The organism is Streptomyces sp. NPDC048604, assembly GCF_043199435.1.
GTDB lineage: Bacteria > Actinomycetota > Actinomycetes > Streptomycetales > Streptomycetaceae > Streptomyces.
In genome coordinates this window covers 161,464-180,642 of sequence record NZ_JBICVX010000004.1, presented here as the reverse complement: position 1 = coordinate 180,642, position 19,179 = coordinate 161,464, and the positions used below count along the sequence as shown (strand labels likewise).

The 19,179-nt window shown below is 72.8% G+C and carries 14 protein-coding genes; 9 read left to right on the top strand and 5 right to left on the bottom strand.

Going from position 1 to position 19,179, the window contains the following annotated elements; translation table 11 throughout:
* The first annotated feature begins 121 nt into the window (after positions 1 to 121).
* From ACGFMM_RS10135 to metG, 4 genes are all read left to right on the top strand, one after another.
* Complete coding sequence (locus ACGFMM_RS10135) at positions 122 to 439, top strand: trypco2 family protein (RefSeq protein ID WP_393644999.1); 318 nt, start codon at positions 122 to 124, stop codon at positions 437 to 439.
* A gap of 85 nt (positions 440 to 524) precedes the next feature.
* Entirely contained in the window at positions 525 to 4,601 is a 4,077-nt protein-coding gene (locus ACGFMM_RS10130) for a trypsin-like peptidase domain-containing protein (RefSeq protein WP_393644998.1), read from the top strand.
* Positions 4,598 to 5,038 (top strand): DUF4913 domain-containing protein, encoded by a 441-nt coding sequence (locus tag ACGFMM_RS10125; RefSeq protein WP_393644996.1) that lies wholly within the window; start codon positions 4,598 to 4,600, stop codon positions 5,036 to 5,038. Before ACGFMM_RS10130 ends, ACGFMM_RS10125 begins: the two co-directional genes overlap by 4 nt.
* A gap of 53 nt (positions 5,039 to 5,091) precedes the next feature.
* Entirely contained in the window at positions 5,092 to 6,699 is a 1,608-nt protein-coding gene (gene metG / locus ACGFMM_RS10120) for a methionine--tRNA ligase (RefSeq protein ID WP_393644995.1), read from the top strand.
* 76 nt (positions 6,700 to 6,775) lie between these two features.
* On the opposite strand, the gene ACGFMM_RS10115 is transcribed toward metG, so the two are convergent.
* The gene (locus ACGFMM_RS10115; RefSeq protein ID WP_393644993.1) at positions 6,776 to 7,978 is read right to left on the bottom strand and encodes an erythromycin esterase family protein; all 1,203 of its coding nucleotides are present in this window, start codon (positions 7,976 to 7,978) and stop codon (positions 6,776 to 6,778) included.
* Between the two features lie 58 nt (positions 7,979 to 8,036).
* Between ACGFMM_RS10115 and ACGFMM_RS10110 the strand changes: the two genes are divergently transcribed.
* Positions 8,037 to 8,750, top strand: coding sequence for a MerR family DNA-binding transcriptional regulator (locus tag ACGFMM_RS10110; protein ID WP_393644991.1), 714 nt, complete (start codon positions 8,037 to 8,039; stop codon positions 8,748 to 8,750).
* A 60-nt stretch (positions 8,751 to 8,810) separates the two neighbouring features.
* On the opposite strand, the gene aspS is transcribed toward ACGFMM_RS10110, so the two are convergent.
* On the bottom strand, positions 8,811 to 10,631 hold the full coding sequence (gene aspS, locus ACGFMM_RS10105) for an aspartate--tRNA ligase (protein ID WP_393644990.1): 1,821 nt from the start codon (positions 10,629 to 10,631) through the stop codon (positions 8,811 to 8,813).
* 136 nt (positions 10,632 to 10,767) lie between these two features.
* Between aspS and ACGFMM_RS10100 the strand changes: the two genes are divergently transcribed.
* Together ACGFMM_RS10100 and ACGFMM_RS10095 are read left to right on the top strand one after the other, a co-directional pair.
* Positions 10,768 to 12,852 carry a SpoIIE family protein phosphatase gene (locus ACGFMM_RS10100; protein ID WP_393644988.1) on the top strand — a complete coding sequence of 695 codons (2,085 nt, stop codon included), beginning with the start codon at positions 10,768 to 10,770 and terminating at the stop codon, positions 12,850 to 12,852.
* Between the two features lie 77 nt (positions 12,853 to 12,929).
* A complete protein-coding gene (locus tag ACGFMM_RS10095; RefSeq protein ID WP_393644986.1) occupies positions 12,930 to 13,748 on the top strand; it encodes an MBL fold metallo-hydrolase in 819 nt (272 codons plus the stop codon).
* A 13-nt stretch (positions 13,749 to 13,761) separates the two neighbouring features.
* Here ACGFMM_RS10095 and ACGFMM_RS10090 read toward each other — a convergent pair whose 3' ends face one another.
* Complete coding sequence (locus tag ACGFMM_RS10090; protein WP_393644984.1) at positions 13,762 to 14,820, bottom strand: AI-2E family transporter; 1,059 nt, start codon at positions 14,818 to 14,820, stop codon at positions 13,762 to 13,764.
* Between the two features lie 135 nt (positions 14,821 to 14,955).
* The gene (locus tag ACGFMM_RS10085) at positions 14,956 to 15,918 is read right to left on the bottom strand and encodes a pirin family protein (protein ID WP_393644982.1); all 963 of its coding nucleotides are present in this window, start codon (positions 15,916 to 15,918) and stop codon (positions 14,956 to 14,958) included.
* Between the two features lie 129 nt (positions 15,919 to 16,047).
* Between ACGFMM_RS10085 and ACGFMM_RS10080 the strand changes: the two genes are divergently transcribed.
* The gene (locus tag ACGFMM_RS10080; protein WP_393644980.1) at positions 16,048 to 16,584 is read left to right on the top strand and encodes a hypothetical protein; all 537 of its coding nucleotides are present in this window, start codon (positions 16,048 to 16,050) and stop codon (positions 16,582 to 16,584) included.
* Here ACGFMM_RS10080 and ACGFMM_RS10075 read toward each other — a convergent pair.
* A complete protein-coding gene (locus ACGFMM_RS10075; protein ID WP_393644979.1) occupies positions 16,581 to 17,099 on the bottom strand; it encodes an SseB family protein in 519 nt (172 codons plus the stop codon). The genes ACGFMM_RS10080 and ACGFMM_RS10075 overlap by 4 nt on opposite strands.
* Before the next feature lie 142 nt (positions 17,100 to 17,241).
* Here ACGFMM_RS10075 and ACGFMM_RS10070 point away from each other — a divergent pair, with 142 nt between their 5' ends.
* Positions 17,242 to 19,071 (top strand): acyl-CoA dehydrogenase, encoded by a 1,830-nt coding sequence (locus tag ACGFMM_RS10070; protein WP_393644977.1) that lies wholly within the window; start codon positions 17,242 to 17,244, stop codon positions 19,069 to 19,071.
* The last annotated feature ends 108 nt before the right edge of the window (positions 19,072 to 19,179 follow it).

Genomic DNA, 19,179 nt, shown 5'->3' with positions numbered 1-19,179 from the left:
CCGCCCCGGGGGCGGGGCTTCGTCGTCGTCGCCCCCGGGGGAACCCCCACGGGAACCATCCGCCACCCCGTCTCCGTTGATTCCCACGGGTGTTGACCGTGTGCTGAGGGGGGACATACCGATGACCACGAGTGTCACGAACCACGGCGGCGAGGACTGGCTCGACCTGGCCGACGCGCTCGACCTGCTGCGCGTGCAGGTGGCGGAGGCCCAGCGCCGGGCGCAGCGGTCCGAGGTCCGGTTCGGGGTCGACGAGATCACCGTCGAGTTCGAGGCGGAGCTGATCCGCACCCGCGAGGGCGGCGGCGGTCTGCGCTTCGGGATCGTCGAGGCCAGGGGGCGTACGGAGGGCAGCCGCAGATCCGTGCAGCGGATCGCCCTGAAACTGCGCCCGCAGCGCGCCGACGGCGGCGACACGGCGATCGGCGACATCGAGTAGCACGGGAGCACACGCACGGGGAGCACACGCACGGGGAGCACGGGCACGGGGAGCACGACCGGAGCGAGCGCGTACGGGGGTGCGCATGGAGATGGACCGTGCCGTGCAGATACGCGCGCGCCGCGGCGACGGGCCGGCCCGGTTCGGCTCCGGCTACCTCGTCGCGCCCCGGCTGGTCCTGACGGCCGCCCATGTCGTCCCGCCGGACGCCGCCGACGTCACCGTGACGCTGCCCGGCCCGGGTCTCGTCGCCGACGCCGACACCGACGCCGAACCGCGCCCGTGGCGGGCGGCCGTGCGCTGGCGGCGGGAGGACCGGACGGCCGACGCCGCCCTGCTCGAGGTGACGGACGCGGACTGGCAGGCTCCGCCGTCCTTCGCGGGCAACCCCAACCGCCGCGTCCAGCGCTGGGGCCTGCTCGTCACGGCCGCCGCCGAACAGCCGGTCACCTGCCTGGGTTTCCCGCGCATGGGACGGACCGTGCCGGAGGCGGGCGCCCCGCCGCGCCGCACCGCCGAACAGTTCTCCGCCCGGATCAACCCGCTGACCGGCGCCGCCGCCCACCGCTACGAACTGCTTGGCGTCCACTCCCCGTACGGCCCCCACGCCTCCGGGGCGGCGGACGACGCCCCGTCCCCCTGGTCGGGCATGTCCGGCGCGGCCGTGTTCCGCGACCGGCTGCTCATCGGGGTCGTCCGGGACGACCGCCACGCCCGCACCGGAGCGCGCCTGACCGCCACCCGCAGTCGCGCGCTGGTCGCCGACCCCGGTTTCCGCGCCGTCGTCACCGCGCACGCCGCCGTCCCACCGGAACTGGAGGCCGCCGAGCTGGACGGGCTGCTCGACCCCGCGCCGCCGGAGCGCGACCTGCGCTCGCCGCTGATGCTGCTGCGCGCCGACACCGAGGCCGTCGCCTTCCGGGGCCGCGCCGAGGTCTGCGACGAGCTGCTGGCCTGGTGCGAGCAGGACCCCGAAGTCCTGTCCGTACGGGCCCTGGTCGGCCCCAGCGGCCAGGGCAAGACACGGCTCTCGCGCCGGCTGACGGCCACCCTGCGCGCACGCGGCTGGGCGGCCGGGCAGCTCCGCTCCGACCTCCGGTCCGGCCCGGGCGTGGCGCCGGACCTGAGCCCGCTGGCCCGGCTCCAGGTCGACGCCCTGGTCGTCGTCGACTACGCGGAGATGCAGCCCCGGCTCGTCCGGCAGCTGATCGCCGAGGCCCGGCAGGCCGGGCGGCGGTTCCGCATCCTGCTGCTGGCCCGCTCGGAGGGCACGTGGAAGACCGCCGCGCTCGGCGCGTCCGGCGCCGTGCACGACATCCTGAGCACCGCTCCGGTCGTCCGGCTGCACGCCCTCGACGACACCGTGGAGGGCCGCGACGAGGCGTTCGCGCTGGCCGCCGCCGACCTCGCGCCGCTGCTCGGCCTCGTCCCGGGGCACGCCGGGGTGGACTGGCCCGCGCTGGCCCGGCGGGCGCGGCCCGCACCGCGCCGGAGACGCGCCGCCTTCGAGGCGGCCCTGACGGTCCAGATGGGCGCGCTGACCGCGCTGCTGCAGCTCGGCCCGCGGCCGCTCGCGGACGGCCTCGACACGGTCCAGGAGGGCCTGCTGCGGCACGAGGAGCGGTACTGGGAGAACACCGCGGAGTCGGTCGGTCTCGGCCCGCGCGATCTGCCGCTGCTGCGCAAGGCGGTGGCCACGGCCGGCCTGCTCGGCGCCGCCGACCGCGCGGAGGCGCTGCGTACCGTGGCCCGCATCCCCGAGGTGACGGCCGGGCTGTGCGCGCCGCTCGCGGACTGGCTGCACGAGCTGTACCCGTCCTCGCACGGCCGGTACTGGGGGCTGCTGCAGCCGGACCGGGTCGCCGAGTTCCAGGCGTCCACGGAGGTGATCGCGGACCCGGCGCTGCTGCCCTCGCTGTTCGCCGGCGCGTCGGACGAGCAGTTGGTCCAGGCCCTGATCGTGCTGGCCCGGTCGGTCGTCGCGCACGCCAACGCGGACCGGCCGGACGAGGCGGGCACGGTCCTGGCCCGGCTCCATCAGGCGCTGCGCACCGTCCACCCGAGCGCGGCGGTGCTGCGGCGCACCTCGGCGGCCCTGCCCGAGACCTCGCACGTGCTGGCCCGGTTCGCCGCCCGGATCGCGGCCGACCTGCTCGCCGCGTACGAGGAGGAGCGTGACGCGGGCGGCACCGCGATCACGGAGGCCGATCTCGCCTGGGCCCACCACAACCTCGCCCGGCGCACGCTGAGCCTGCGCCGCGACGGGGAGGCGCTGGAACACGTGGACACGGCCGTGCGGATGCGGGAGCGGCTGGCGGCCGCGGACCCGGCGGCGCACGAGGCGGACCTGGCGAGCTCCCTGTCGCTGCGGGTCAGCTGCCTGACGTGGCTGGACCGGCCCGACGAGGCGTGGGAGCCCGCCCTGCGGGCGCTCGGCATCCACCGCCGGCTGGCCGCCGCCGACCCGGAGCGGCAGCTTCCCGACCTGGTGCGCGGCCTGAGCGTCACCGCGGTCGTGCTGTGGCGGACCGGGCGGCGGCAGGAGTCCGACACGCACACGCGGGAGGCGCTGCGGCTGAGCCGGCAGCTGGAGCGGGAACGTCCCGGCTCGCATCTCGGCCTCCTCGCCGACGCGCTCGGCGACACCAGCGTCGGGTACTGGAACGACGGCAAACTGGAGCAGGCCCTGGCGCACGACGAGGAGGCCGTGTCGCTGTGGCGCCGGCTCGCCGCCGCGAACCGGGACGCCAACGCGTCGAAGCTGGCCGGCGCGCTGGTGTCGCTGTCCGTGGTCTACGCCAGGGACGAGCGCCTGGCGGAGGCGACCGCGCTGTGCGCCGAGGCCGTCGCGATCCGCCGTCGCCGCGCCCACGACCTGCCGCGTGTGTACGCGGAGAGTCTCGGGGTCGATCTGTACCGGCTGGGCGAGATCCACTACTACGCGCAGCGGCAGCCGGAGGCGCAGCGGGCGCTGGCCGAGTCGGTGGCCGTGCTGCGGGCCTCCCCGGGCATCCCCGAACGCCGCCGCCGGGAGCAGCTCGGCTTCTCGCTCCACTGGCACGGCATGAGCCTGCACGCCGAGGGGCGGACGCAGGAGGCGGCGGACTCCTACCGGAAGGCGTACGAGGAGCGCCGGACCGCGCCCGCGAGCAGCAAGGCGAGCCGTCAGCTGGCCTGGTCGGCGTACGCGCTGGGCGGCTGCCTGATGGAGCTGGGCCGGTACGCCGAGGCGGCGGGCCCGCTGTGGGAGGCGGTCGCGCTGCGGCGCGCGGTCCGGGAGACGGCGGAGGCGGAGGCGGAGCGCGTCGCGGCCGGGGAACGGCCGGCGGGAGCGGAACAGGATCCGAGGCCGGAGCTCGACGACGTGCGGACCTCCCGGGCCGATCTGGCGCACACGCTGATGCGGCTGGCGTCCTGCTACTCGGCCGCCGGACGGCCGGCGGCCGAGCGCGTGCTGCTGCGCCGGGCGGAACCGCTGCTGCTGCGCCCCGGCGGTCCGGTCGACCCCACCTCCCTGGGCGCCTGCGCGTTCGCGCTCGGCACGAGCGTGCTCGCGTCCCGCCCCGCGGAGGGGCGGCGGCTGCTGGCCCGGGCGGTGTCCCTCCAGCGGCGCGTGGTGGCCGAGCGGCCCGTCCCCGAGGAGTACGCCGTCCTTCGCCACCGGGCCTTCCTGCTGGCCGAGGCCCGGCTCGGGGCGGGGCTCGACCGCTCTGCCGCCCAGGCGGCAGAGCTGGCCCTGGAGGCGGCGCGGCACGAGGAGAACCCCGTGACGTGGAGGGCCCTCATCGTCCTGGCGACGGCCCGTGCGCGCACGGCCCGCGGCCCGGCGGAGCGCGCGGATGCACGGTCCCTGGCCCGCCGCGCCGTCGCGGAGACCCGGCGGGCCGTCGCCGACGGCAGAGAGAACGCTCCGTACCTCTCGCACGTCCTGCACCAGCAGGCGGAGGTCCTGCTGGCGTGCGCGCGGCACGGCGGGCCGCGCGAGGCGCGCGAGGCCCTCGCCCCCGCGCTGGAGGCCGTCGCCCTGCTGCCCGAAGCGCACGCACCGCAGCCCGCGGTCGCCGGCCTCGTCCGCGTACTGGAACGGCTCGGCCGGGCGGACGAGGCGACGGCGCTGCGCACCGGGCACACCACCCGCATCACCCACCGGAGGCACCGATGAGCACGGAGCACGTCGACGACGAGGACCGCCGCCTCATGGAGGAGGAGCCGTCCCGGGCCCTCGTCTTCCCCGGCCTGGAGGCGTTCGTCGCGGAGTACCTGGTCCAGATCCTCGGCCGGGACGCGGCGGGGCCGGTGTACGCCTGGTGTCCGGACTGGTGGCAGCACGCGGAGGCGCTCGTCCGGCTGAGCGCCATGTGGCGCGCCTTCGAGTACCTGCGCCTGGACAGCTCGCTGGGCATGTCCAGCTGGTGGCTGCACCACGCCGATCCCCACCTGGCGGTGCTGCTGCACCCGGTCACGGGGCCGTTCGCCGCCTGCAAGGCGGCCGGCGGGCACGTCTCCCTGCCCCCGCTGCCCGTGACGCCCGCCCCGCCGGGCGTCCTCGACGGCCCGGTGTACGCGTTGCCCGCGGAGGACCCGTGGAGCCTGGACTGAGGGCCGTCTCAGCGCGGTGAGTGGATCTTCGGGGGGCCGATAGGATTTCGACCATGGCGGCCACTGGATCCGAGAAGCAGGGGGCGAAGGCGTACTACGTCTCGACCCCCATCTACTACGTCAACGACGCTCCTCACCTGGGCCACGCCTACACGACCGTCGCAGGCGACGTGCTCACGCGCTGGCACCGTCAGCGCGGCGAGAAGGTGTGGTACCTCACCGGCACGGACGAGCACGGTCAGAAGATCATGCGCACCGCGGAGGCGAACGGCGTCACCCCGCAGGAGTGGTGCGACAAGCTCGTCTCCGAGGCGTGGAAGCCCCTCTGGGAGCACCTGAACATCGCGAACGACGACTTCATCCGGACGACGGAGAAGCGGCACACGGACCGTGTGCAGGAGTTCGTGCAGGACCTGTACGACAAGGGCGAGATCTACAAGGGCGGGTACGAGGGCCCGTACTGCGTGGGCTGTGAGGAGTACAAGCTCCCCGGCGACCTCATCGAGGCCGAGGACGGCACGAAGCTGTGCCCGATCCACAAGAAGCCGGTGGAGATCCTCAAGGAGGAGAACTACTTCTTCAAGCTCAGCGAGTACGGCCCGAAGCTGCTGGAGTTCTACGGGGCCAACCCGGGCTTCATCCAGCCGGAGTCGGCCCGCAACGAGGTCGTGAACTTCGTCAAGCAGGGCCTGCAGGACCTGTCGATCTCCCGGTCCACCTTCGACTGGGGCATCCCGATCCCGTGGGACGACAAGCACGTCATCTACGTGTGGGTCGACGCCCTGCTGAACTACGCCACCGCGGTCGGCTACAACGAGAACCCGGCGAAGTTCGAGGCGACCTTCCCGGCGAACGTGCACCTGGTCGGCAAGGACATCCTGCGCTTCCACGCGGTGATCTGGCCGGCGATGCTGATGGCGCAGGGCCTGCCGGTGCCCGGCAGGGTCGCGGCCAACGGCTGGCTGATGGTCGGCGGCGAGAAGATGTCGAAGTCCAACCTGACGGGCATCAAGCCGCAGGACCTGACCTCGCACTTCGGCGTGGACGCGTACCGCTGGTACTTCCTGCGCGCGATCGCCTTCGGCAGCGACGGCTCGTTCTCCTGGGAGGACTTCACCGCCCGCTACACGAGCGAGCTGGCGAACGACTACGGCAACCTGGCGTCCCGGGTCGCGGCGATGGTCGGCAAGTACTTCGGCGGGGAGCTGCCGGCTGCGACGGCCGACGGCGACGCGGAGAAGGCCGTCCACGAGGGCCTGGCCAAGGCGGTCGCCGAGGCGGACCGGAAGATCGGCGAGGAGCTGGACTTCCAGGGCGGCATCCTGGCGATCTTCGACTTCGTGAAGCAGGTCAACGGCTACATCACGGAGCAGGAGCCGTGGAAGGTCGCCAAGGACGACTCGGCCGAGGGCCGCGCCCGTCTCGCGACGATCCTCTACACCGCCGCGGAGTCCCTCCGCGCGGTGGCCGTCCTGCTGAACCCGATCATGCCGGAGACGTCCCAGGCTCTCTGGGACTCCCTCGGTGCGGAGGCGTCCCTGGGCGCCCTGCCGGCCCAGCCGCTGCAGGACGCGGGCACGTGGGGCCGGCTCCCCGCCGGCGCGACGGTCACGAAGGGCGCGGTCCTCTTCCCGCGCCTGGAGGACCCGAAGAAGGACTGACGTCCACGGCTCACAGGCACCGTACGACGCGGCCGCCGTCCCCCTGGTGGGACGGCGGCCGCTGTCGTGCAGCCGGCTAGCTCCCGTGGACGTCCCTGACGTACACGAGGCCGTCGACGGACGCCAGGTGCGCCGGGTCGTACGGGGCGTAGCCGAACCAGGGGGAGACACGGAGGGCGGGGGACGTCTCGGCCAGGGCGGCCGCCAGGGCACGGGGGTCGAAGACCGTGCGGGGCTCGGGGAGGACGTGGAGGAGGCCCTCCAGGGTGTCCGGGGGCGGCGCCGCCACGCCCTGGTGCTCGATCGTGCCCAGGGCCGTGGCGACGAAGGCGTACTCCTCGCCGAGCCTCGCGCTCACCAGTGCGCCGGCGCTCCACCAGTGCAGCGACGCGCCGCCCATGGTCATGGTGGTGCGCTCCCGCTGGAGGTGGGAGTTGTGGGCGTACGTGAAGACCGGGCCGCGGGCGGCGAGGGCGTGGAGGTTGTCGGCCATCATGCGGTCGCGTACGCCGACCAGGCGGGCGAGCCGGCCGGGCGAGGCGTCGGCCATCCAGTGGTGGTAGCGCAGCAGGCCCACCGCGGTGCGGGCGTACAGGTGCGCGCGGTCCCGGTCCTCCGGCGGGGCCACGGCCGCCAGATGCGGGGCCTGTTCGTCCAGGAGTTCCGTCAACTCGTCCGCCAGGAGCCGGAGTTCACGCGCCTGTGGCGAGCGGCCGAACGAGCGGGCCGGGTCCCGCATCGCGGCGGGTTCCGTCCAGCGGGCGTCCGCGCCGAGCAGGTCGTCGAGCGTCTGCGCCGTGCAGGGGAGCAGGGTCGCGTCCACGTGCGCCGCGAGGAAGGCGTGGAGCGCGGTGAGGGGCTGCCGGGGGCTCTCGGCCGCCGTGATCTCCAGCGGGCCGTCGAAGCCGGCGAAGCGGAGCCGGTCCTCCTGCGGGCGGTTCTCGTTGAACTGCCGCATCCAGCGGACCAGTTCGCGGTTGGCCGGCAGATCGTTCCAGCCGTGGCCGAAGCCGCGCTCCACGACGTCGTCGAGCGTGCCGGCGCCCGTCGTCACGTACGCGTCCACGAGCAGGCCGGCCAGGCAGTCGGTCTCGAGCGCGATCGTGCGGTAGCCGTGCTCCTCGGCGAGCTGCCGGAAGAGTTCGTTGCGCAGGTCGAGCAGGGTGTCCGCGCGGTGGGTGGGCTCGCCGACGGCGAGCAGCCGAGGGCGGTCCGGAAGCAGCCGCAGGACGGCTGCCGCGTCGACGGGATGTGCGAGGTCCTTGAGGTCGGTTGCCATGCCTTCAACGGTATCGTTGAACCTTCGATTGAGACTTTGAAGCAAAGGTGGCGGAGCAGTGGGGAGAAAGCTTCAAAGTAGGCGTGCACTGCGGCCGGTGGATCTCGCTCGTGCGCACGGGCTCTCCACGCAGGCCGTGCGGAACTACGAGGACGCCGGCATCCTCCCCGCCGCCGCGCGCAGCCCGCACGGCTACCGCGCCTACACCCCGCTGCACGCGAGCGCCCTGCGCGCGTTCCTCGCCCTGCTGCCCGGGCACGGCCATGCGACGGCGACGGCGATCATGCGCGCGGTGAACGAGGGCGCGGCGGAGGAGGCGTTCCGGCTCGTCGACGAGAGCCATGCCCAACTGCGCGACGACCGGCGGACGCTGTGGGCCGTGGAGGCCGCCCTGCGGGACCTGGAGCCGGTGCCGGAGCCGGAGGAGGGCGGTACGTTCATCGGTCCGCTGGCGCAGCGGCTGGGCATCCGGCCCGCGACCCTGCGCAAGTGGGAGGCCGCGGGCCTGGTGAGCCCGCGCCGCGACCCGGTGACCGGATACCGCGTGTACGACGCGGCCGCCGTACGGGACGCGCGCCTCGCCCATCAGCTGCGGCGGGGCGGCTACCTGCTGGAGCAGATCGCCCCGCTGCTCGCCCGGGTGCGGGCGGCGGGCGGGCTCGCGCCGCTGGAGGCCGCCCTGACCGAGTGGCACGCCCGGCTGTCCGCGCGCGGCCGGGCGCTGCTCGCGGGGGCCGCGGCCCTCGACGCGTACCTCCGTGAGCGCGGCTGAAGAAAGACGAAGGGCCCGGGACCGTCGTACGGTCCCGGGCCCCTGCCGACTGCTGCGTGCCTAGCGGCCCGCCTCCGGGTGGACCGCCTCCGTGACGGGGCGGCCGTCGGCGGGCTTCTCCTTGGCGACCGGCTTGCGAAGCTGGATGTTCAGCTCCTTCAGGCGGGCCTCGTCGAGCTCCGTCGGGGCGCCCATCAGCAGGTCCTGGGCGTTGCCGTTCAGCGGGAAGGCGATGGTCTCGCGGATGTTGGGCTCGTCGGCGAGCAGCATCACGATGCGGTCGACGCCCGGGGCGATGCCGCCGTGCGGCGGGGCGCCGTACTCGAAGGCGCGCAGCATGCCGGCGAACTCGTTCTCGACGGTCTCGCGGCTGTAGCCGGCGATCTCGAACGCCTTGAACATGATCTCGGGCTCGTGGTTCCGGATCGCGCCGGAGGACAGCTCGATGCCGTTGCAGACGATGTCGTACTGCCAGCCGAGGACGTCCAGCGGGTCCTGGGTCTCCAGGGCCTCCAGGCCGCCCTGCGGCATGGAGAACGGGTTGTGCGAGAAGTCGATCTTGCCGGTCTCCTCGTCCCGCTCGTACATCGGGAAGTCGACGATCCAGGCGAACCGGAAGACGCCCTCCTCGAACTGGCCGGCGCGCTTGGCGGCCTCGACCCGGACCGGGCCCATGATCTTGGAGACCTCGTCGAACTCGCCGGCGCCGAAGAACACCGCGTGACCCGGCTTCAGGCCGAGGCGCTCGGTGAGGACCTTGACGTTCTCCTCGGTGAGGAACTTGGCGATCGGGCCGGTCAGCGCGTTCTCGTCGCCGACGCGGACCCAGGCCAGGCCCTTCGCGCCCAGCGAGATCGCGTACTCGCCGAGGCCGTCGAAGAACTTGCGCGGCTGGTCGCCGGTGTCCGGCACCGCGAGGGCGCGGACGTGCTTGCCGGCGAAGGCCTTGAACTCGGAGTTCTCGAAGACGTCGGTGATGTCGACGAGTTCGAGGGAGGTCCGCAGGTCCGGCTTGTCGTTGCCGTACTTCAGCATCGACTCGCGGAACGGGATCCGCGGGAACGGCGAGCTGACGTGGCGTCCGCCGCCGAACTCCTCGAACAGCTCGGTCATCAGCCGCTCGACCGGCTGGAAGACGTCCTCCTGCTCGACGAAGCTCATCTCGATGTCGAGCTGGTAGAACTCGCCCGGCGAGCGGTCGGCGCGGGCGTCCTCGTCGCGGAAGCAGGGCGCGATCTGGAAGTAGCGGTCGAAGCCGGAGATCATCAGCAGCTGCTTGAACTGCTGCGGCGCCTGCGGCAGCGCGTAGAACTTGCCCGGGTTGAGGCGGGACGGGACGACGAAGTCGCGGGCGCCCTCGGGGGAGGTCGCGGCGAGGATCGGCGTCGCCATCTCGTTGAAGCCGAGGGCCACCATCTTGGAGCGGATGGAGGCGATGACGGCGGAGCGCAGCATGATGTTGCGGTGCATGCGCTCGCGGCGCAGGTCGAGGAAGCGGTACTCCAGGCGCCGCTCCTCGTTGACGCCGTCGTCGGCGTTGATGGTGAAGGGGATCTGCTTGGCCGCGCCCAGGACCTCGACCTCGGCGGCCTCGATCTCGATCTCGCCGGTGGCGAGCTCGGCGTTCACGTTGTCGGCGCCGCGGGAGACGACCTTGCCGTCGACGCGGACGACGGTCTCCTTGGTCAGCTTGTCCAGGACCTCGGCGGCCGCGGTGCCGGGGCGGGCGACCAGCTGGGTGATGCCGTAGTGGTCGCGCAGATCGATGAAGAGGATGCCGCCCAGGTCGCGCCGATTGTGCAGCCAGCCGCTCAGCCGGACGTCGGTGCCGACGTCAGAGGCGCGGAGCTCGCCGCAGCTGTGGGACCTGTACCGATGCATCGTCGTTCATCCAGTCTTCGGAATCGGTGGGAGGGCCGGGACGTGTCCAGGCCCGTCAAGGGTACCGGGCGGGCCGAGATCACTCGTCGAATACTCTCGGTGGCAACCTCCGGTCCGATATTCATAAAGTGGGGCAATGCGCACCGAGGACATCCTGGCCGCGATCGCGACCGGCCTGTGGCGCTGGGACGACTCATCCGGGATCGTCACCCTCGACGCCGAGGCCGCCCGGCTGCTCGGGCTGCCCGCCGAGCCCGTCGGCCTGACCGAGGCGGCGGTGCGCTCGCGTTTCCACCCCGCCGACTGGAACGAGAACGGCGGCGTGGTCGGCCTCGCCCGCGCCGAAGGCACCCTCGCCGAGTCCCGGCTGCGCGTCATGGGCCCGGACGGCACGGTGATCCGTACCGTGCGCAGCCGCGCCAAGCCGCTGGGCGGCGAAGCGGGCCGCCCGCTCGTCGGCACCATCCAGGAGGTCGCCGAGCCCGGACCGGGCATGGCGGCCCGTACACCCGTCACCGGCGACTGGCGGCGCTCGCGGGAGGCGTTCCTGCTCGACGCGGGACGGGCGCTCGCCGAGGCCCGGTCCACCGCGGAGGTGCTGCGGGTGGCCGCCTCGCTGTCGATGCCCGGGTTCTCGCCGGACGGGCTCGCCGTCTTCGGCGTGGCCGGCGACCGGCTCACCGTCACCGGGCACCACGGGCACGGCGAGGGGGACGAGGGCCCGTTCACCGAGATGTCGCTGGACACCGACTACCCGGCGGCCGAGGCGGCCCGCACCGGGCGGGCGATCTACCTGCCGACGCCGGCGGAGTACAAGCGCCGCTTCCCGCTCACCTGGCCGCTGGCACAGCGCTTCGGACGGGAGTCCTGGGCGTTCCTGCCGCTGACGGTCGCGGGGCGGACGATGGGCGCGTGGATGGCCGCGTTCGAGCATCCCGTCGCGTTCACCCCGGACGAGCGGTCCGTGCTCACCACCGTCGCCCGGATGCTCGCCCAGGCGCTGGCCCGGGCCGGCGTCGCCGAGTCCGAGCGGGAGCTGTCGCTGGGGCTGCAGCGCACGATGATGCCCGCGCTCGGGCCCGGCATCCCGGGGCTCTCGGTGGCCGGGCGGTACGTGCCGACGGGCGGCGGCCTGGAGATCGGCGGCGACTGGTACGACATGATCCAGCTGCCCGGAGGGCGCATCGCCCTCGTCATCGGCGACGTCCAGGGCCACGACGTGCGGGCCGCCGGACTGATGGGCCAGCTCCGGATCGCGCTGCGCGCGTACGCCTCCGAGGGCCACCGCCCCGACGCGGTGCTCTCCCGGGCCTCGCGCTTCCTGCACGGGATCACCGACGGCGCCGACGACCTCGGCGGCCCCCGCTTCGCGACCTGCCTGTACCTGGAGGTCGACCCGGACACCGGGACCCTGGACATCGCGCGGGCCGGCCACCCCGAGCCGGCGGTGCGCACCGCCGACGGAACGGTCCTGCAGCAGCCGACCGCGGGCGGGCTCCCGCTGGGCATCGACCCGGACAGCGACTACCCGACGACCCGGCTGCGCCTGGAGCCCGGCGAGACGCTGATGGTCTGCACCGACGGGCTCCTGGAGACCGGCGGGCACGACCTGGACAGCGGTTGGGAACGCGTCCGCTCGCTCCTGGAGCAGCACGGCGGCACGTCCCTGGAGGAGCTCGCGGACCGGCTCGTCGAGGCCGTCCACGGCCCCGGCTCGCACCACACCACCGGCCCGCTCGCCGACCGCCGCGAGGACGACATCGCGGTGCTGCTGCTGTCCCGCACCGGCGACCGGACGGCGCCGCCGCCCCCGCGCCGCACCGTCATGACCGTCGCCCAGGCGGAGCCGGAGCGGATCGCCGACGCCCGCCGGCAGCTGCGCCAGCTGCTGCACGACTGGGCGGACGAGGACCAGGTCGACTCGGCGGTCCTGATGGTCTCCGAGATGGTCACCAACACCCTCATCCACACCGACGGCGACGCCCTGCTGGTCGCCGAGGTGGTCTCCGGCGGGGAGGCGCGCCGGCTGCGCGTGGAGGTCACGGACGCCAGCGACGAGCTGCCGCACAAGCGCCACCCGGGCGAGCTGGCGTCGAGCGGCCGCGGCCTGATCCTGATGGAGATGCTCGCCCACGCCTGGGGCGTCGACCCCCGGGGCGAGGGCAAGTCGATCTGGTTCGAGCTGCACGAGCCGCCGTCCGGCGACGGCTCCCGCGCGTAGCTCCCGGACGGGCGGGCCGCGGCCGGGCGGCGCAGACTGGTGTCGTACGGCCGCCGGGGGACCAACGGAGCACCGTCATGGACACGCACAAGGTCGGCAGCGACACCACCGTCATCGCGGACAGCCTGGAGATCCCGGGGATCGGGCACATCCCCGTCAACGCCTACGTGCTCACGGCCCGCGAGCCGGTCGTCGTCGACACGGGGCTGTCGCTCCCGGACCGGGACTTCGTGGCCGCGCTCCGCGAGGTCGTCGACCCGGCCGACGTCCGCTGGATCTGGCTCACCCACCCCGACCGCGACCACACCGGCGGGATCTTCGACCTGCTGGAGGCGGCTCCTGAGGCCAAGGTCGTGACGACGTTCGTCGGCGCCGGGATCATGACCACCGAGCGGCCGCTGCCGATGGACCGGGTGTACTTCCTCAACCCCGGCCAGTCCCTGGACGTCGGCGACCGGATGCTGCGGGCCTTCCGGCCGCCGCTGTTCGACAACCCGGCGACCGTCGGCTTCTACGACGACCGCACCCGGATCTGCTTCAGCTCCGACTGCTTCGGCGGCCCCATGCCCACCGCCGAACTGGCCGAGAGCGGCCACGCCAACGACCTCAAGCCGGAGGAGCTGCACGGCGCGCAGCTGCTGTGGGCGACGCTGGACAGCCCCTGGGTGCATGTCGTCGACCCGGCGAAGTACCGGGCGACGATCGAGCCGCTGCGGGCGATGAACCCGGAGATCGTGCTGTGCACGCATCTGCCGCCGGCGGTCCGGATGACCTCCCGGATGATCGACACGATCACGATGGCCCCGGACTCGGACCCCTTCGTCGGCCCCGACCAGGCGGCCCTGGAGCAGATGCTGAAGTCCTTCGAACCCGGCGGCACGCCGGCGGCGGCGTAGGGCCGGGCAGGCCCTATGCGGCGGGCTCGCCGGCAGCCGTGTACCGCGTGCGCAGCTCTCCGATGATGCCGAAGGCGGCGGCGGTCAGCGGAACGGCGAGGAGCATCCCGAGGATGCCGGCGACGGACGCGCCCGCCGTGATCGCCAGCATGACCACGGCCGGATGCATCTGGACCGTCCGGCTCTGCACCATCGGCTGGAGCACGTTCCCCTCCAGGACCTGCACGGCGAGCACCACGCCCAGCACCCACAGGGCGATCACGAAACCCCGGTCGGCGAGGGCGACGAGCACGGCGATCGCGCCGGACAGGAACGCGCCGAGGTACGGGATGTAGGCGGTGACGAAGACGAGCGCGGCGAGTCCGACCGCGCCGGGCACGTCCAGGATCAGCAGGGCGGCGCCGATCAGGGTCGCGTCGACCAGCGCGACGAACGTGGTGCCGCGCATGAACCCCTCGACGGCCTCGAAGGCCCGTCGTCCCATGGCCTCGGCCATGTCGCCGATGCTGCGCGGGACGAGTGAGCGCAGGGTCTCGACGGCCCGGTCGGAGTCGCGCAGGAAGAAGAAGATCAGCAGCAGCGCGAGGACGGCGGTGGCCGCCATCTGGCCGACCACGCTGAGCCCGGAGATCACCCCGGAGGCCGCCGTCCCGCCGAACTTCTCCAGCAGCTGCCGGGCGTTCTTCGCCAGGTCGTCGAGCGAGGTCCCCGCCGCGCCGAGATGCTCGGCGATGTCGACGGCCGCACGGCGCAGCGAGGCGACGATCTGGTCGCCGGTGTCGATGAGCGCCGCGACGACGATGTACGTGGCCCCGCCGACGACGACCAGGACGGCGACGCAGGTCAGCGCGGCGGCCAGCGACTTGTGCATCTTCATGCGCAGCAGCCGCCGGTAGAGCGGTCCGAGCAGCGCCGTGCCGAGCAGCGCGAGCAGGACGGGCGTGACGACGGTCTTGAAGACGACGCAGAGCCAGATCCCGACCGCGGCCACCCCCGCAAGGAGCAGGAAGACCACGCACCAGGCGGCGGCCCGCCGGGCGGCCTCGGGAAGGAGCGGTCTCGTCGGCTGCACCCCTCCACCGGACCACGCCCGTCGGCGCGCCGTCCTGCGCTGCGGGACCGCCCGGGTGACGTGGTGTCAGCCCGGGCGGGAAGGTGCCGTGGAGTGCCGTGGAGTGCGTGGCCTGCCGTGGACTGCCGTACCGGCTTACTCGCCCATCCCGTGCACCGCCGGGATGGTGCCGAGCCGGCCGGCCTGGAAGTCCTCGAAGGCCTGGCGGAGTTCGGCCTGGGTGTTCATCACGAACGGCCCGTAGTGCGCCATCGGCTCACGGATCGGGCGGCCGCCGAGGAGCACGACCTCCAGGTCCGGCGTGTGGCCGTCCTGCTTCTCGTCCGCGCGGACGGTGAGCGAGGCACCGTCGCCGAAGACCGCGGTCTGACCCATGTGGACGGGCCGGCGCTCCGCGCCGACCGTGCCGCGGCCGGCCAGCACGTACGCGAGGCCGTTGAAGTCCTCGCGCCACGGCAGGGTGACCTCGGCGCCCGGCCGGAGGGTCGCGTGGACCATCGTGATCGGGGTGTGGGTGACGCCCGGTCCGGCGTGCCCGTCGAGCTCGCCGGCGATGACGCGGAACAGCGCGCCGCCGTCGGGGGAGGTCAGCAGCTGGACCTGGCCGCCGCGGATGTCCTGGTAGCGGGGGGCCATCATCTTGTCGCTCGCGGGCAGGTTCACCCAGAGCTGGAGCCCGTGGAAGAGCCCGCCGCTGACGACCAGCGACTCCGGCGGGGCCTCGATGTGCAGCAGGCCGGAGCCGGCCGTCATCCACTGGGTGTCGCCGTTGGTGATGGTGCCGCCGCCCCCGTTGGAGTCCTGGTGGTCGAAGACTCCGTCGATGATGTAGGTGACGGTCTCGAAGCCGCGGTGGGGGTGCCAGGGGGTGCCCTTGGGCTCACCCGGGGCGTACTCCACCTCGCCCATCTGGTCCATCATGATGAACGGGTCGAGGTACCGGTAGTTGATCCCGGCGAACGCGCGGCGCACCGGGAAGCCCTCCCCCTCGAAGCCGGAGGGCGCCGTGGTCACGGCGAGCACCGGGCGCGGCGCGGCATCGGCCGGCGCGGCCACTCGGGGCAGGGTGAGCGGGTTCTCGACAGTCACAGCGGGCATGGCGACCTCCTTGTGTCAGTCCGAGTTTAGTTGAACCTCGAACTTTCTGCATGTCGGCCCAACAGAGAACGGGTCCCCGTACATTCCCCGGAAGCCAACCCCGCCGCACCGGTACGCGTCTTCATGCCCATGACCAACCTTCCGGATCATGACCGCGCCACCGACTCCGGCCTCCTCGATCATGACCGCGACCCCGGCTCCGGCCTTCCCGATCACGACCGCGACTCCGCCCCCCTCGACCCGACGGAGCCCATGGGGGACGACCTCAGGTCCGGCCCCCTGTGGCGGCACGCGGTCGCGGCGGTCGCCGCGACCCTCCTCGGCCTGGCCGCGGGATGGGTGGCCTCGAATTTCCGCATCGGTCCGCCCGAGTTCGGCATCCCGAGCGCCGCCCCCGGCTCGCCCTGGCCGCTGCTCGCCGTCTGCGGCGTGGCGGGCCTGGCCGCCGCCGCGCTGTTGCGCGGCGTCTCGGCGCGGATCCCGGTGTACGGCCCGGGCCGGGTCGGCTTCTTCCTCGTCGTCTTCGGCACGCGGCTCGCCCTGGCCTTCCGCCCGGAGGCGCCCGTGCTCGCCGCCGGCTGCGCGGCGATGCTGCTGGCCGCCCTGGCGTGGTGCGCCTTCGCGTGGTGGACCCACCGCGCGGCGGGGCGCCGGGAGGCTGTCTAGCCGTACATCCGGCGCATCGCGAACTCCACCATCTGCTCCACGGCCTTCGCGTCGAAGACCATCCGGTGGTCGCCCTCCATGTCCAGCACGAAGCCGTAGCCGGTGGGCAGCAGGTCGATCACCTCGGCGCCGGTGATCACGAAGTACTTGGACTCCTTGCCGGCGTACCGGCGCAGCTCCTTCAGCGAGGTGAACATCGGGATCACCGGCTGCTGCGTGTTGTGCAGCGCCAGGAAGCCCGGGGTGTCGCCGCGCGGGCAGTACACCTTCGAGGTCGCGAAGATCTGCTGGAAGTCCTCGGCCGTCATCGAGCCGGTCGTGAAGGCCCGCACGGCGTCGGCGAGCGAGGGCGGCGACGGCTCCGGGTACAGCGGCGGCTGCTGTCCGTAGCCCCCCTGCATCCCGGCCATCGGGTCCATCCCCGGCTGCATGCCCGGCATTCCGCCCTGCATCCCCGGCTGCGGAGGGGGAGCGTACTGCTGCTGGGCGCCCGGGTTCTGCTCGTAGCCGTACATGAGGGCGAGCCTACTGCGTCACACCATCACGGTTTGGGGTTGCTCTTATTACCGGTGGGTAGCATCATCGTAGAGAGCGTTTTGCTACTAGCCGGTACGTGTACGAGGAACCTCCCTCCCCGAGCCTTACGGAGCCGTCGCCATGGGGCACTACAAGTCGAATCTCCGCGACATCGAGTTCAACCTCTTCGAGGTCCTCGGCCGCGACAAGGTGTACGGCAGCGGTCCGTTCGAGGAGATGGACGTCGACACCGCCAAGAGCATCCTCGACGAGATCCGCCGCCTCGCCGAGAACGAGCTGGCCGAGTCCTTCGCCGACGCCGACCGCAACCCGCCGGTCTTCGACCCCGAGACCAACACCGCCCCGGTCCCGGCCTCCTTCAAGAAGTCCTACAAGGCCTTCATGGACTCCGAGTACTGGCGCCTGGGCATCCCGGAGGGCATCGGCGGCACCGTCTCCCCGCGCTCCCTCGTCTGGGCCTACGCGGAGCTCCTCCTCGGCTCGAACCCGGCCGTCTGGATGTACTCCTCCGGCCCGGCGTTCGCCGGCGTCCTCTACAACGAGGGCAACGAGGCGCAGAAGAAGGTCGCGCAGATCGCCGTCGAGAAGCGCTGGGGCTCCACCATGGTCCTCACCGAGCCCGACGCGGGCTCGGACGTCGGCGCCGGCCGCACCAAGGCGGTCCAGCAGGAGGACGGCTCCTGGCACATCGAGGGCGTCAAGCGCTTCATCACCTCCGGTGAGCACGACATGGAGGAGAACATCCTCCACTACGTCCTCGCCCGCCCCGAGGGGGCCGGCCCCGGCACCAAGGGCCTCTCCCTCTTCCTCGTCCCGAAGTACGAGTTCGACTGGGAGACCGGCGAGCTGGGCGCCCGCAACGGCGTCTACGCCACCAACGTCGAGCACAAGATGGGCCTCAAGGCCTCCAACACGTGCGAGATGACCTTCGGCGACAAGCACCCCGCCAAGGGCTGGCTGATCGGCGACAAGCACGAGGGCATCCGCCAGATGTTCCTCATCATCGAGTTCGCCCGCATGATGGTCGGCACGAAGGCGATCTCCACCCTCTCCACGGGCTACCTCAACGCCCTGGAGTACGCCAAGGAGCGCGTCCAGGGCACCGACCTGGCCAACTTCATGGACAAGGCCGCGCCCAAGGTCACCATCACGCACCACCCCGACGTCCGCCGCTCGCTGATGACGCAGAAGGCGTACGCCGAGGGCATGCGCTCCCTCGTCCTCTACACGGCCTCCGTGCAGGACGAGATCGCGATCAAGGAAGCCGCCGGCGAGGACGCGAAGGCCCTGATCGGCCTGAACGACCTGCTGCTGCCGATCGTCAAGGGCTACGGCTCCGAGAAGGGCTACGAGCAGCTCGCCCAGTCGCTGCAGACCTTCGGCGGCTCCGGCTTCCTGCAGGAGTACCCGATCGAGCAGTACATCCGGGACGCCAAGATCGACACCCTCTACGAGGGCACCACGGCCATCCAGGGCCAGGACTTCTTCTTCCGCAAGATCGTCCGCGACCAGGGCGCCTCCCTGAACGCGCTGGCCGAGGAGATCAAGAAGTTCCTCTCGGACGGCACCGGCGGCGAGGACCTGGCCGGCGCCCGCGACGCGCTCGCCAAGGCCGCCGTGGACCTCGAGGGCATCGTCGGCGTGATGCTCACCGACCTCACCGCCACCGGCGAGGACGTCAAGAACATCTACAAGGTGGGCCTCAACACCACCCGCCTGCTGCTCGCCTCCGGCGACGTGGTCGTCGGCTACCTGCTGCTGCGCGGCGCGGCCGTGGCCGGCGAGAAGCTGGCCGCCGGCGCCACCGGCAAGGACGTCGCCTTCTACCAGGGCAAGATCGCGGCCGCGAAGTTCTTCGCCGCCAACATCCTGCCCGGCGTCTCGGCCGAGCGCGCGCTCGCCGAGGCCGTCGACGGCTCGCTGATGGACATCGACGAGGCCGCGTTCTAGTCGACGCGCCCGTCTCCATGCTGGAACGGCTCGCTCCCGGGGAGGGGGGCGGGCCGTTCCCCATTTGTACGACGAGGTGCGACGCAGCACGACGAGGTGCGACGCGTC

Coding starts and splice junctions, on each gene's coding strand:
- ACGFMM_RS10085 (WP_393644982.1), bottom strand. CDS start 15,918: ATGCCCGCTGTGACTGTCGAGAACCCGCTCACCCTGCCCCGAGTGGCC.
- ACGFMM_RS10115 (WP_393644993.1), bottom strand. CDS start 7,978: ATGGCAACCGACCTCAAGGACCTCGCACATCCCGTCGACGCGGCAGCC.
- metG (WP_393644995.1), top strand. CDS start 5,092: ATGGCGGCCACTGGATCCGAGAAGCAGGGGGCGAAGGCGTACTACGTC.
- ACGFMM_RS10130 (WP_393644998.1), top strand. CDS start 525: ATGGAGATGGACCGTGCCGTGCAGATACGCGCGCGCCGCGGCGACGGG.
- ACGFMM_RS10070 (WP_393644977.1), top strand. CDS start 17,242: ATGGGGCACTACAAGTCGAATCTCCGCGACATCGAGTTCAACCTCTTC.
- aspS (WP_393644990.1), bottom strand. CDS start 10,631: ATGCATCGGTACAGGTCCCACAGCTGCGGCGAGCTCCGCGCCTCTGAC.
- ACGFMM_RS10075 (WP_393644979.1), bottom strand. CDS start 17,099: ATGTACGGCTACGAGCAGAACCCGGGCGCCCAGCAGCAGTACGCTCCC.
- ACGFMM_RS10095 (WP_393644986.1), top strand. CDS start 12,930: ATGGACACGCACAAGGTCGGCAGCGACACCACCGTCATCGCGGACAGC.
- ACGFMM_RS10125 (WP_393644996.1), top strand. CDS start 4,598: ATGAGCACGGAGCACGTCGACGACGAGGACCGCCGCCTCATGGAGGAG.
- ACGFMM_RS10135 (WP_393644999.1), top strand. CDS start 122: ATGACCACGAGTGTCACGAACCACGGCGGCGAGGACTGGCTCGACCTG.
- ACGFMM_RS10080 (WP_393644980.1), top strand. CDS start 16,048: ATGACCAACCTTCCGGATCATGACCGCGCCACCGACTCCGGCCTCCTC.
- ACGFMM_RS10100 (WP_393644988.1), top strand. CDS start 10,768: ATGCGCACCGAGGACATCCTGGCCGCGATCGCGACCGGCCTGTGGCGC.